This window comes from Desertivirga xinjiangensis (assembly GCF_024436435.1).
GTDB classification, from domain to species: Bacteria; Bacteroidota; Bacteroidia; order Sphingobacteriales; family Sphingobacteriaceae; genus Desertivirga; species Desertivirga xinjiangensis.
This window is the reverse complement of sequence record NZ_JAFMZP010000003.1, coordinates 652302-666029: the sequence shown is the minus strand read 5'-3', so window position 1 is coordinate 666029 and position 13728 is coordinate 652302. Positions and strand designations below refer to the sequence as shown.

General features: G+C 42.9%; 12 protein-coding genes. 5 read left to right on the top strand and 7 right to left on the bottom strand.

What is annotated here, in order from left to right:
* Positions 1-294: 294 nt before the first annotated feature.
* Entirely contained in the window at positions 295-3804 is a 3510-nt protein-coding gene (locus J3P37_RS11010; protein ID WP_256011164.1) for an SNF2-related protein, read from the bottom strand.
* Between the two features lie 318 nt (positions 3805-4122).
* Here J3P37_RS11010 and J3P37_RS11005 point away from each other — a divergent pair, with 318 nt between their 5' ends.
* The 4 genes from J3P37_RS11005 to J3P37_RS10990 all read left to right on the top strand — a co-directional run bounded on the left by J3P37_RS11005 (position 4123) and on the right by J3P37_RS10990 (position 6098).
* A complete protein-coding gene (locus J3P37_RS11005) occupies positions 4123-4572 on the top strand; it encodes an SRPBCC family protein (protein WP_256011163.1) in 450 nt (149 codons plus the stop codon).
* 16 nt (positions 4573-4588) lie between these two features.
* Positions 4589-5113 (top strand): DinB family protein, encoded by a 525-nt coding sequence (locus tag J3P37_RS11000; protein WP_256011162.1) that lies wholly within the window; start codon positions 4589-4591, stop codon positions 5111-5113.
* Between the two features lie 194 nt (positions 5114-5307).
* Positions 5308-5787, top strand: coding sequence for a DUF6932 family protein (locus J3P37_RS10995; RefSeq protein WP_256011161.1), 480 nt, complete (start codon positions 5308-5310; stop codon positions 5785-5787).
* 11 nt (positions 5788-5798) lie between these two features.
* Positions 5799-6098 (top strand): hypothetical protein, encoded by a 300-nt coding sequence (locus J3P37_RS10990; RefSeq protein ID WP_256011160.1) that lies wholly within the window; start codon positions 5799-5801, stop codon positions 6096-6098.
* A 99-nt stretch (positions 6099-6197) separates the two neighbouring features.
* Here the strand turns inward: J3P37_RS10990 and gmd are convergent, their stop codons facing one another.
* The 3 genes from gmd to rfbD all read right to left on the bottom strand — a co-directional run bounded on the left by gmd (position 6198) and on the right by rfbD (position 9203).
* Positions 6198-7334: a GDP-mannose 4,6-dehydratase gene (gmd, locus tag J3P37_RS10985; protein ID WP_256011159.1), complete on the bottom strand. Its 1137-nt coding sequence runs from the start codon at positions 7332-7334 to the stop codon at positions 6198-6200.
* A gap of 137 nt (positions 7335-7471) precedes the next feature.
* Entirely contained in the window at positions 7472-8332 is an 861-nt protein-coding gene (gene rfbA / locus J3P37_RS10980; RefSeq protein WP_256011158.1) for a glucose-1-phosphate thymidylyltransferase RfbA, read from the bottom strand.
* Positions 8333-8348: 16 nt separating this feature from the next.
* The gene (gene rfbD, locus J3P37_RS10975; protein ID WP_256011157.1) at positions 8349-9203 is read right to left on the bottom strand and encodes a dTDP-4-dehydrorhamnose reductase; all 855 of its coding nucleotides are present in this window, start codon (positions 9201-9203) and stop codon (positions 8349-8351) included.
* A gap of 294 nt (positions 9204-9497) precedes the next feature.
* Between rfbD and J3P37_RS10970 the strand changes: the two genes are divergently transcribed.
* Complete coding sequence (locus J3P37_RS10970) at positions 9498-10706, top strand: DUF6600 domain-containing protein (protein WP_256011156.1); 1209 nt, start codon at positions 9498-9500, stop codon at positions 10704-10706.
* A gap of 143 nt (positions 10707-10849) precedes the next feature.
* Here J3P37_RS10970 and J3P37_RS10965 read toward each other — a convergent pair whose 3' ends face one another.
* The 3 genes from J3P37_RS10965 to gcvH form a co-directional block, all read right to left on the bottom strand.
* On the bottom strand, positions 10850-12226 hold the full coding sequence (locus J3P37_RS10965) for a LutB/LldF family L-lactate oxidation iron-sulfur protein (RefSeq protein WP_256011155.1): 1377 nt from the start codon (positions 12224-12226) through the stop codon (positions 10850-10852).
* 537 nt (positions 12227-12763) lie between these two features.
* On the bottom strand, positions 12764-13159 hold the full coding sequence (locus tag J3P37_RS10960) for a VanZ family protein (protein ID WP_256011154.1): 396 nt from the start codon (positions 13157-13159) through the stop codon (positions 12764-12766).
* Complete coding sequence (gcvH, locus tag J3P37_RS10955) at positions 13159-13539, bottom strand: glycine cleavage system protein GcvH (protein WP_256011153.1); 381 nt, start codon at positions 13537-13539, stop codon at positions 13159-13161. The genes J3P37_RS10960 and gcvH overlap by 1 nt, the downstream gene beginning before the upstream one ends.
* Between the last annotated feature and the right edge of the window lie 189 nt (positions 13540-13728).

Sequence of the window (13728 nt, the reverse complement as noted above, 5' to 3'; positions counted from 1 at the left end):
TTAATTATTTAAGTTTCAATTAGATAAATCTATGAAAAAGATGTAAAGGATTAAATAATCTACATCAGATAAATGGTGAATAAAATGGAGATTAATTTCAGATTAACCCCTGTTCGAGCGGTCAAGGTGCGGTTAAAGTGGGGTTGAGCTGGGTTTGGGCTGGGGTTAATTTGCAGCTTCATGATAATACTTTGGACAAACTTTGGCAGATGATATCTGAGCTTCGAATAATGTCCGGGATAATTTCTGTGCCTATACCCATATTCTTATCGAATCCATACTCTATTCCTCAGTTCAACTCATTACAAGTAGTTCTTTGAGCTCTTTATTACTCAGATTACCGATCCAGTTCTCGCCTGCAGCTACGGACATATCGGCCAGCGCCTTTTTTGACTGAATCATGTCATTGATCCGCTCTTCGAAAGTATTCTTAGTAATGAACCGGTGAACCATCACATTGCTTTTTTGACCGATACGATAAGCTCTGTCGGTTGCCTGAGCCTCCACGGCAGGATTCCACCATAGATCATAGTGGATTACATGACTGGCTGCGGTTAGATTCAATCCTGTTCCTGCCGCCTTCAGCGATAGGATGAATATCCGGTCGGCATGGTTGGTTTGGAAATTTTCCACCATTTCTTTACGTTGTTTTAAAGAACATCCTCCGTGGTAGTACAATGGACTTTCATTATAACGTTCGGCGATAACATCCTGCAGGATCCTGCCCATCTCAGCAAACTGGGTAAAGATCAACACCTTTTCATTGTTTTCTCTGATGCTATCTAATTTATCAAACAATAAATTAAGCTTGCCGCTTAATGAAGGATCTAAAACATTGTTCTTTAAAAACTGGGCAGGATGGTTACATATCTGTTTCAGTGCCAGTATCATCTGCAATACCAGGCCTTGCCGCACAAATAACCTTTTTTTATCCGAAGTATCTATGCCCTCAATTTCCTTCATGGCTTCCTCTAACGTTTTTTCATATAAACCTGCCTGCTCTTTTGCTAAAACAGAAAAGCAATCCATTTCGATCTTATCAGGCAGGTCGCTGATGATAGACTTGTCCGTTTTGAGACGACGCATCATAAAGGGCGCGGTTACTTTCTTTAACTTTTCGGCTACTGTCTTATCGTTATAGATTTCAATGGGAGTAGCATACAGGTCTTTAAATTCCTTCGAGTTGCCCAATAGTCCCCTGTTGCTGTAATCAAATATGCTCCAAAACTCACTAAGACGATTTTCAACGGGTGTGCCGCTCATAGCGATAAAATTATCGGCAGCTATACCTTTGATCGCCTTAGCCTGTGCGGTATCCTGGTTTTTGATATTCTGGGCTTCATCAATGATCAACGAATGCCAGGGAAGCTTTTTTAACATAGGAGCTTCAGTCCTTGCTACACCATAGGATGTAAGCACGATGTCGGTTTTTTCTTCCAGCTTTCTGTTAGCGCCGTAAAAAACATGTACGCTCAATGACGGTGCGAATTTTTCAATTTCAGCCAGCCAGTTGGTTAGCAAACCAGTGGGCACTACAATCAGGGCTTTTTTGTCTTTCAGCAAGCCCTCTTCTTTATATTTTAATAGTGTGGTGATCACCTGCAAGGTTTTCCCCAGTCCCATGTCATCAGCAATAACGGAACCGAAACCAATTTTTGCGTTGCGGTACATAAAGGAATATCCACGTTTCTGATAAGGGCGAAGCTGTGCATGGATACCCTGGGGCAGGGGGATTTCTTTGCTGCTGTTCAGTTCATCTATCAAGTCCCTTACTTCCTTCGTCAGGCTGACGGGAGCACCGAAATACTCTCCGCTTAGGGCGGTCCGAAGAATTTCGAAAGCCGAAAGCTCCTTCTTACTACTGAAGTGCTTATGCAACTTTTCCAGTTCCTCCTTATTCACATAAATGTAATTGCTCTTATACTTAATAAGACTATCTGATCTATGAAGCAGTTTTTTAAACTCCTTTTCGTCCATTAAGGTATCGCCTATTGCTATCTGCCAGTCGAATTCCAGCAGCTGATCGAGCCGAAGGAAGGATCTTCCGGCTTTCTTTTTGAGTTTTAAACTCAGCTTCGGCTTTAGTATCTGTTGTAATGATTTTGGCAGGAGGATGTCTATATCCAGCAATTGTATTGCCGGGATCCTCTGGAACAGGAATGGCGTAAAGGCATTCTCATCCATCACAATGAGTTCCTCTCCTTTTGAATTGATATAACGGTCCAGTCCGGAAATGAAGCTGCTTAGCTGCGTTGTTGACTGCAGGATTTCATAGCGCTGCTGATCAAACTTTTTAAGTGTCAGAATGTCCCCGAGAGGGTTCGGCTTGCTCAGTGTCTCGTCTTTGTGATAGATATTAAGGCTTATAAGAAAGCTACTGTCCGCACGCTCTTCTACTACAACCTGGGGTTTGTAATTGCCTTGTGTAAGATAATATTTCTGGATCCACGCGGCCATGCCCCCGTTCAGGGCGGCTTCGCCCGGTTTGCCAAAATGGTAGGCATGCTTCCTAAAAAATAAATTGAGGAACAGGTCGTCAAAGTTCCTTTCTGCAAAAATAGCTATCAGTTCGGTGAGGAATAAGGCCAGAAGGTTAACAGACTGATTACAGTTTACTTCTCTGGCAGTCGTTTTTTCCTGACAGAAAAAAATGCCGGGCGGCAAAATATCCTGAAGTTTTTCCATTAACTGGCGGACTTCTTTGCTTAACATAGCCGGCAGCCATCTTACACCGAAAGTTTTATCGGATTGTTGCACAACCTGCGGCACAATTGCACCTTTAGCCACCAGGTGCAGAGCGGTGTAAAATACGGTGTGCAATGCCGTAGTAGAGGGTTGGTAGTCGAATGCCTTTGAAAAAGGAATTTGCTCCAGCTGCACAAGGAAATCGGACAAAGAAAATGTGGTTTCGCTGACCAGTACCTTAGCCTGCTGCTTTTCATCAACCACTACCTTGCTCAGACTGTGTGTGGTAACTTGCTGCTGTTCGTTTAGCGTCTTATCCAATACGGACTGCAGATCTATTTTTCCTTGTATTATCCTTTCCGCTTTTTTTACAATGCGGCTCAGAGCACTGGTATATTTTTCCTTAAAATTTCCACTACCCTGGTAAAAAGCGGGGTAATCCGACAGAAGGGCATTCAATGGCTGGTGCAAGGAAGGCAGATCGGAATAAGAAAGCCTGGCATAAGCTTTCTCAGGATTGAAGGATGCTTCCGTTGTTATTTTCTGTTCTCTTTCGAAATAAAGATCCGTTAAGGCTGGTATTTTCAGGGAATCACTTTTTACAAAGATCCCACGTTTATTCAGCTCCGCAAGTAAATCCACTTTATGCAGACTGAACACTAAAAACGGGTTGTTGTCTATTTCGGCGCTTACCTTATAAATAACGGCTGCAAGATGTTTACAGGGCACTGCCCAGTCGGGGCACGAGCAATTCATTGTAAGGTCAGTCCATTGTCCCGGAAAAACCTTAAGGCTGCTGTTTTCGGCGACATCAAGTACCTCAGGGTCGAGTTCCCGGTTGAGCAATCTGGAGATGATAACAGGCCGCTCTGCCAGCGCATCTATAAAAGAGCTTAACTGACGATCAGAAAACGGAGGTAAAATGATATCTACATTGTAAGGTTTCGGACGGCTTCCCTGCACCTTTGCATTTATCTCATTTTCTTTAATGTCAATTTTGGTAACTGCTCCTCCGCGGGCGTAGCTGCTGCCACGAGGCAAGCGGTTACTGTAATCAATATTGTTTAAAGAGTTCAGCCATTGTTCGCCCCACCATGTTTTACCGAAAGCTTTTGACATTGTCTCAGAATTGTATTTGATCTTTTAGGATGAGCAAAAGTAAATAATACAGTTTGTTGTATTTCATCCGGGATGGAGGAGTTGGGAAATTTTTTCTTTAGGGCTGCCCAAAGACGCCTATAATGGGTTCCGTTAACCGGAAACATAAAAGTATTTAGTTATGAAAGCGACAACCTGCAAAAAACAATTACGGGCTTTGAAGTTCATGGTCTCAGCGTAGCATGTCGCAAATCACCCTGCAACTTGTCAAGATAACCCTCATCCCGACTCTGTAAAAAGGTTAAATTTGTTTAACCAGATTACCTAAAGATGTACATTATGAAAACACTAGAATTCAGAAAAGAGATCAATGCACCGGTGCAAAAAGTATGGGATGCGCTTTGGAATGAAGCGAATTACCCTCAATGGACGGCTTTCTTCAATCCTGACCCTGACAGCGGTTCTGTGATGCAAAGCGACTGGAAGGAAGGCGGGAAAACGCTATTCACGGATACGAAAGGTCATGGCATGGTGAGTACCATTAAAACCTTAAATGAGCCTTATGACGTAGTCTTTGAGCACCTTGGTGAGATTATCGATGGAAAAGAAGATACTACCAGTGAAAAAGTAAAGAGCTGGGCAGGTTCACTGGAGGAGTATCATCTCTCAGAAAATAACGGGACGACCTCCCTGATAGCTTCAGTACAAACGGATGAAAAATGGGCAGATATGATGAGTGAGGGCTTTAACAAAGGCCTGATGGTGGTAAAGAAAATTTCTGAACAGTAACCTAAAATAGAAAATCATGGAAAATCCCGTAGCCAGATCGCTCGCAGTCATTATTCCCGGTTACCGAATGCATACCCAGATGTTCAACAATATGCTGGATGAAGTTCAGGAAGCGGATGCTCAAAAGCGCATTGAAAACAAAACTAACCACTTTACCTGGATGGCAGGTAATCTGGTAAACAGCCGGTATTGGCTGGCAAACATACTAGATATTCCGGAGAAGGACCCGAATGAAGACTTGTTTAAGGACGCCAAAGCCCTCGATCCGAATGCTACATACCCTTCTCTGGACGAGCTGAAGAAGGAATGGCATAAGATCTCCCCTATTTTATATCAAAAGCTCTTACAAATCGAGGAGGCGGAGCTTATGCAGGCATATCCATTTGGGATGAATGTTCCCTATGTTGAAGAGAATAAACTTAACATGATTGGCATGTGCATCGACCGCGAAAGTTACCTATTTGGACAATTAGGCCTCATGCGAAAGATATTGAATTACCCGGGCGTTAAATATGATGTGGATGACAGCATAGGCTATTGAGCGGTTAAGAAGATCGGGACATTTGCCGATCCAGTTGTTGGAACTTCGGAACTTCAGCCAAGTGGCGGCCGAACTGCATACTTAAAAAAGGGGGGTCGCGTTCACTAGCTCTTCGGCTAATAATTAGTAAATTAGTAGCTTTGATTTGAAATACTGCCTGGTACTTTGCACGTTTTTAAGAAATACTTGACAAGATGCTAATATTTAATCAAGCTGGGTTGTTGGTTCCTGACGCTAAAATTGAGTCGAATTTAGAGGAATTACAATCTGAATTTGTTATTAATATCCCCAGTGATAAAAGAAGCACTCTTTTTAAAAAACTAATGGAGTATAATTCAGAATTGAAGCTTGAATGCGACTTGAAAGGCTTTACTCAATGGATTGATGGTTCCTTTGTAACTAGGACGCAAGATCCCGGCGACATCGATCTAGTCACTTTTTTAGAACATAATGAACTAGCGAGAGTTGGAGATAAAATTAATAAATTTAAATATCCCAACTCCGAAAGAAATTATCTGCTAGATGCTTATATTATTGAGGTCTATCCAGAGGAACATAAAGAAAGATTTAAAACGGTGAGCGATATTTCATATTGGTTAGACAGATTTACTAAAACGAGACGAAATCGGAAGGGGAATAAACTTTCGAAGGGTTTTTTGGAGATTCATCATTAACACTTAGCACAATGAAGGACAATGCACTATATAGAATTCTAGACTTAGTTGAAGAAATTCAAAAGGTTGAAAAAATGATTGAGATTCACTCAGACTCAGATTCTAGCCTCATGATTAGTCAATATAAGTCTCAAAAGTTGAAGCTAACAAATTTATTAGTCAAAGAATTACTACAAAATTCAGATAATAGTTCAAAAGTTATTTATCTATTAAAGTTATTTATCGATAAGTTTTATAAGAGGGAAATTAGCGCTTATAATTCTGCAAGTGATGAGATCAGCTTTAAGCGAATTGAAGAGGCGTTTCTTTAATGTAAATGGTGCTTGTTAGCGCTATTAAGCTCAATAAAGACACAAAAGCCTGTAAGATAGCTATCTTACAGGCTTTTGCGTCTTCCAATAACAGTTATCTTACTCGAAGTAGTTAAGGATATTGTAACCACCTTGCTTTAAGTACTCGTCTTTCTTAACCAGGTTAAGATCTGATTGCATCATATCTTTTACCAATAGAGGTAAATCGTACTTAGGCTGCCAGTTCAGCTTTGTTTTTGCTTTGGTAGGATCTCCTAACAATAAATCCACTTCTGTTGGACGGAAGTATCTTGGGTCTACCTTTACTACGGTCTGACCAACCTTCAACGCTTCCAGGTTTAAACCCAGATCCAGTGCTTTTACCTGATCGACATCAACGATCACACCTTTTTCGTTTTCGTCTTTTCCGCTGAATTCAACTTCGATACCAAGTTCTGCGAAGCTCATTCTAACAAAGTCACGAACGGTAGTGGTGATTCCTGTAGCAATTACATAATCTTCCGGCGTATCTTGCTGAAGGATCAACCACATAGCTTCTACATAATCTTTGGCATGTCCCCAGTCCCGCTGTGCCGAAAGGTTTCCTAAATGCAGGCAGTTTTGCAAGCCTAAAGCGATTTTGGAAGCAGCACGGGTGATTTTACGGGTAACAAAAGTTTCCCCTCTGATAGGACTTTCGTGATTGAATAAAATACCGTTGCAAGCGTACATGCCATATGCTTCGCGGTAGTTTACCGTGATCCAATATCCGTACATTTTGGCTACGGCATATGGTGATCTTGGGTAAAAAGGTGTTGTTTCGCTTTGCGGAACCGCCTGAACTAAACCGTAAAGCTCTGATGTAGAAGCCTGATATACACGTGTTTTTTTAGTCAAACCTAATAAGCGAACCGCCTCAAGGATACGTAATGTTCCGATACCATCAGCGTTAGCTGTGTACTCGGGAGTATCAAAGCTCACTTTAACGTGGCTCATTGCAGCCAGGTTGAAGATCTCGTCAGGCTGAATTTCCTGTATGATACGGATAAGGTTCGTTGAATCAGTTAAATCACCATAATGAAGCTGTAGCTTAATGTTGGTATCATGCGGGTCCTGGTATAGGTGGTCTATACGATCTGTATTAAATAAAGACGAACGTCTTTTAAGTCCGTGTACCTGGTATCCTTTTTTTAACAGGAACTCAGCCAGGTATGCACCGTCCTGACCCGTTATGCCGGTAATTAGAGCTACTTTCATTATTTTATTGAATTTGGAGTTTAATTGAATTTATTTCAGTAAATGAATTATAAAAATATAAAAATTATTTTAACTATGTATTCAAATTACAAAATCTCTATTTTGTTTTAAGTATTTTAAAAAGCAAACATTCAACCTTATTGAACGAGTTTAAGAAGATACTGGCCGTACCCACTTTTTACCAAAGGCGAGGCTACTGCTTTTAATTCTTCGGCAGTGATGAATCCCATACGGAAAGCCACCTCTTCAATACAGCCAATCTTTAGTCCCTGGCGTTCTTCAATTACCTGCACAAACTGACCAGCCTGCATCAATGAATTGAATGTCCCGGTATCCAGCCAGGCTGTACCGCGACTCAAAACACCTACTTTGAGCCTTCCCTGACGAAGGTATTCTTTATTTACATCAGTGATCTCGTATTCTCCGCGCGGAGAGGGTTTGATGTTCTTTGCAATTTCTACTACTGAGTTATCATAAAAGTATAGTCCCGGAACTGCATAGTTGGATTTCGGGTTCACTGGTTTTTCTTCGATGGAAATTACCTTGTTGCCGCCGTCGAATTCTACCACACCATAGCGTTCAGGATCTGAAACCTGGTATGCGAATACTACGCCGCCTTCCGGTTCCTTTAGTTCTTGTAAAAGATGCGACAAGCCGTCGCCGTAGAAAATATTATCGCCGAGAATAAGAGCTACACTGTCGCTTCCTACAAATTCCTCTCCTATCACGAATGCCTGTGCCAGACCATTAGGTTCTTCCTGAACGGCATAAGAAAACTTACAGCCTATCTGTGAGCCATCTCCCAGCAATTTTTCAAAGTTAGGAAGGTCGTGAGGGGTTGAAATTATAAGCACCTCTTTTATCCCGGCGAGCATCAGAATTGACAAAGGATAATAGATCATCGGCTTATCATAAACCGGCATCATTTGTTTACTAGTTGCTAAAGTAAGCGGGTGTAAACGGGTACCCGAACCACCGGCAAGTATAATTCCTTTCATATATTTTATTTACCTGTTAACCTAATCTGCTTATACATACTTCTAAACTATCCCTCCAATACGAAATGCCTATTCCGAAGGTCGATTTGATCTTCGATTTATCCATCACCGAAAAAGCCGGGCGGGTTGCCCTGGTCACGTATTCAGTACTTTTTATTGGAAGAGCCTTCACCTGCACCTTGCCTATGTCGAAAATGGCTTTGGCAAAATCGTACCAGGATGTTACTCCTTCATTACTGTAATGATAAATTCCGTATTGCTGCTCGTCATTTTGGATAATGTGAAGGATGGTAGTGGCCAGATCAATTGCATAGGTAGGCGTGCCAATCTGATCGGCAATGATGCTTAACTGCTCGCGTTCATTTCCAAGCTTCAGCATGGTCTTGACGAAGTTATTTCCGTATTCAGAATATAACCAGCTGGTGCGAAGGATATAGTATTTCTCCGTGAATGATGGGATAACCAGCTCTCCTTCGAGTTTTGTTAGTCCGTATACGTTGATGGGCTCTGCCTCATCGGTTTCTGATAATAGCTTGGGTACGTTTCCTGCGAACACAAAGTCGGTGGAGACATGGATGAGGGTGGTTTCATATTCCGCACAGAGCCTGGCAAGGTTTGCCGCCCCGTCTTTATTTACTTTCCTGGCAATGTCAACATCGTCCTCGGCTTTATCAACGGCGGTATAAGCCGCACAATTGATGCAATATGCCGGCTTATATTTTTCGAACGCATTCTTTATCACCTCAGGATTCAAAATATCTGCTTCTTCTTCAGAAAGAAATATACTATTGTCGATTTTATTTTGTTCGGAAACGAACTTCAGACATGATCCTAACTGGCCTGTGGCGCCAAAAACAAGAGTCGTACTCATCGAGAGTGTTAATTTTTAGATATTTGGGGCTAAAATAGAATTTTTCTGGAATATAATCTTTTTAAGTTCTACCCTTTCCTTGTTATCTTCATCCTTGTAATTGTAACATTTAATTTTCGATTTGCAAGGATGAGGCTGGGTAAGATTGACGTTTTTTCTGCAAATCAGCTGCAGCAAGGCAACGCATACCGCCTTATCCATTGAAGTTCAAGCAAATAGATTCTTACTAGCAAATAAACTTTAAGCAATTTCGTTATTCAAAGAATAAAGGGGCGACCCAAAACACACACAGATATGAGAGTATTTAGAAAATTAGCGCTGGGCCTGTTACTTGTAGTAGCAGCGAGCCTGGCAGGTGCCACTACCGTGATGGCACAAGCCCGGATGTATGGTTCATCCTATTCGTTTTACCAGGACCTTGCGCCTTATGGCCGCTGGATGACCTATGGCAATTACGGCCAGGTGTGGATTCCCCGGGTTGAGCAGGGCTTTCAGCCCTACGCTACCCGCGGGCAATGGGTAGTTACCGAATATGGAAACACCTGGGTGTCGGATTATGAATGGGGCTGGGCGCCTTTCCACTACGGACGATGGACATTTGATGATTATTATGGTTGGATCTGGATACCTGGGGACGAGTGGGGACCTGCCTGGGTAAGCTGGAGATCAGACAATGATTATTATGGATGGGCTCCGCTGGGTCCTGGCGTTGATATCAATATTAACATCAACATTCCTTTAGCTCGCTGGGTATTTGTTCCTAAACGGTACGTTACGAGCAGGAATATCTACAACTATTGCCTGCCGCAGCCAAGAGTGGTTAATATTTACAACCGCACCACCGTTATCAACAATATTTATGTAAACAACAACCGACGGTATGTTTCTGGTCCGCGCCGGGATGAAATTGAACGGGTAACCCGCAGCCGCGTAACGGTTCATAGGATCGACAACAGTGGCAGGCCGTCGCGTGCGGAGGCAAGCAATGGTTCATTGCGCATCTACCGTCCGGAAGTTAACAGCCGGCCTGGAAGGGGCAGTAGTAATTCTGGTTCTTCGAGGGATAGGGATCAGTACAATGCATCTGGCCGAAACCAGCACAGGGATGATAACGATGGCAGATCAGGAAGCACACCGCAAAAATCTTACCCGGGAAACAATGAAAGACCATCAGGGGACAGGCCTGGTAATGACAGGTATGATAATGAAAGACGGGCCGTTTACCGGAGTGCCAACAATCAGCGACCTGATTATACACGAAACAGGGAACAAAATAGCGATCGTGGGACTTCGCCGGCAACGAGCCCTTCTCCTTCTCAGCGGCAAGACTCTCCAAGGACTTCGAGAGATGCTAGGCCTCAAAGAAATAATCCGGGGATAAGCGAGCGTTCGAGCCAGGGAAGTCAAAGTCCCGGAAGAAGCTCTCAATCGCAGGGCCAGTCCGGAAGGCAGGGATCTGATCAAGGCTCATCCAGATCAGCGAGACCAAGCCGGGGAATATAGTTTCCTAAGCTCCATGTCATGCCGATCCTGAATTAACTTCAGGATTCGGCACCTCTTGAGCTATGTATAGAACAAGAGGTCCTGAAACAAGTTCAGGATGACGAATAGACGAATAAATAAAAAAGGAGGCATTTTGCCTCCTTTTATTTATTTTCTTGCTTCCATTGCTTACTGAAAGATTTAGGCGCCACTTCAGGCAATTCGCGATGCTTACCCCAGGCGCCTTTGAAAAAGCTTCGCATCAGGAAGTTCTTCATTCTGCCGCCAACCATGTCCATAAAACTTCGTTTGAGCATTCCTTTGCGCCATCCAGCCCAACCTACTTTCTCAAGCTTACTCACTTCTCCACTATTTACAGCATCTCTGCGGTTAAGCAACAGCATTTTGTGTATGTCGATTTTGACCGGACACACTTCGGAGCACTTTCCGCATAAGCTGGAAGCGTAGCTAAGGTGTTTGAACTCCTCCATACCCCTCATGTGGGGAGTGATCACCGAACCAATAGGCCCGCTGTAAGTTGTTTCATAAGTATGCCCGCCTACATTTTTGTAAACCGGGCAGGCATTTAAACATGCTCCGCAGCGGATACAATACAAGCCTTGGCGTTGCTCTTTTTGTGCTAACAGGTTCGTACGTCCGTTATCCAGCAAGATAACGTACATCTCTTCCGGGCCGTCGGTTTCATCTGCCTGGCGGGGACCGCTTAAAATGCTGTTATACACCGTAAGGTTTTGGCCGGTGCCGTGAGTAGAGAGCAGTGGCCAGAATAAATCGAGATCATTTATAGAGGGGATGATCTTTTCAATTCCGGCGATAGTAATATGAATCTTCGGGAACGTAGTGGTTAAGCGGGCATTGCCTTCATTTTCGGTAAGAGCTACACTTCCGGTGTCGGCAATAAGAAAGTTTGCACCGGTAATACCGACATCAGCTGTAGTGTATTTTTCCCTGAGTAGCTCCCGGGCTTTTAAAGTCAGTTGTTCGGGTGTAGCATCCGGAGGGGTACCGAATTTTTCATGGAACAGTTTGGCGATATCCTCTTTACTCAGGTGCATGGCCGGAGTAACTATGTGATAGGGCTTCTGTCCCAATAGCTGCACTATGTATTCGCCTAAATCACTTTCGAGTGACTCAATATGGTTTTCTTCCAGAAATTCATTTAAATGAATTTCTTCAGTGGACATAGATTTCGATTTAATGACAGTTTTTGCGTTGGCCTTCCGGAGGATACTTAGAATCTCGCGTTGCGCTTCTTCTGCATCGTTGGCCCAGATGACTTTGCCGCCCCGTTTTTGAATGTTCGCCTCAAATTCGGGAAGGAATTTGTCCAGATTTTCCATCACACGCCATTTTATGGTATGGGCCTTTCTTTTAGAAGCCTCCAGATTGGCTAGTCTGGATAAACCGCGTTCTACTGCGGTATGATACCGACCCATGTTGAAATTTATGATGCGACGGTGATCCTGATCAAAGGCTTTTGTCTCAGATGTTTTAAGAAAATCCTCAGCAAAATTTGTCATACAGCGAAGTTATTGAATTTTAGTGGACCGTATGGTAATATTTGAAAATGGATTATTGTTTTAGGGATGACTAACTCTAAAGCATTCCTGATTAGCTTTCTGCGTCATCCTGAACTTGTTTCAGGACCTCTTGCCTAAGCGGGGCGCGCTATACATAGTTCAAGAGGTGCCGAAATAAATTCGGCATGACGGCCGTGATAAGAAAGGCGCATCAAATCGCTTTCTTTGTAATAAGAATTTTTCAGGTGTTATGCATAGAGCACCGGAGCTTTCTTAATTAGCTTTCTTCGTCATCCTGAACTTGTTTCAGGACTTCTTGGCTAAGCAGGGCGCGCTATACATAGTTCAAGAGGTGCCGAAATAAATTCGGCATGACGGCCGTGATAAGAAAGGCGCATCAAATCGCTTTCTTCGTCATCAAGAGGTCCCGATTATGGACGCTATAAACTTTGTTGCTTGAAATGCGGGCAGTTGCAGTCTTTTTTGAAGATGCTGCAGGAAGTAATAGATGTGATTGTAAGAGCTAGTAATGCGATTTTAAATAAATTTTTCATGGCCGTTTCTGTGCAAAAATATGTAACTGAAAATACCCATCCCTACTCCTACCATGTCACAGAAAAGATCCCACCACTCGGCAGAGCGGTAAGTGAAAACTTTCCACTGTAGTATTTCAATTCCTGCACCCAGGAAAGCAGTAACCAAAAGGATTTTCACAATGGTTGTAATACGGAAATAATAGCTTTTTTGTTGCCGTATTTTTCCATAAAACAACAGCACAGTTAGTACGAAGAAAAAACCTGTATGAACCAGTTTGTCCATGCCCTCGAATACCGGAACACCGTTTTCGAGAGTATCGGTGGGCATGTCGCATAGAATGAGCACCAGTATTGCCCATAGGATCGCAAGGTACTGGTGCTTTATCGTGTTTATCATTAAACGCCTATTAGTGATTTGTAGTCCTCAGCAGAAAGGAGGTCTGCAGCTTCTGTTTCAGAACTTAGGGTGATCTTTACTAACCAGCCATCTCCATAAGGATCCTGATTTACCAATTCAGGCTGGCTATCTAGCAGCGGATTAATCTCAAGGATAGTTCCTGTTACCGGGATAAATAAATCTGACACTGTTTTGACAGCCTCAACCGTACCAAAGATTTCATTTTGAGCTACTTCCTGCCCCTGAGTATTAATATCGATATAAACGATATCGCCTAATTCGCGCTGAGCGAAGTCGGTTATGCCAACAATAGCTTCGCTTCCCTCGATACGGATCCACTCATGGTCTTTGGTGTATTTTAATTCAGCTGGAAAATTCATTTTTATTAATTTTTTTCAAAAATACTTTATAAGTGTACAAATACAAATTAGTACAGGTTAAAGTCTGTTAAAGTTTTCAAGCGAACTTGTTTCAGGACCTCTTGCTGAGGCACGCCTCCTATGCATAGTTCGCTTAGGCTGGTCTTCTATGCCGGCGCTGTCCTTAGTCTGTAGTCGGGGCTTAAGCGC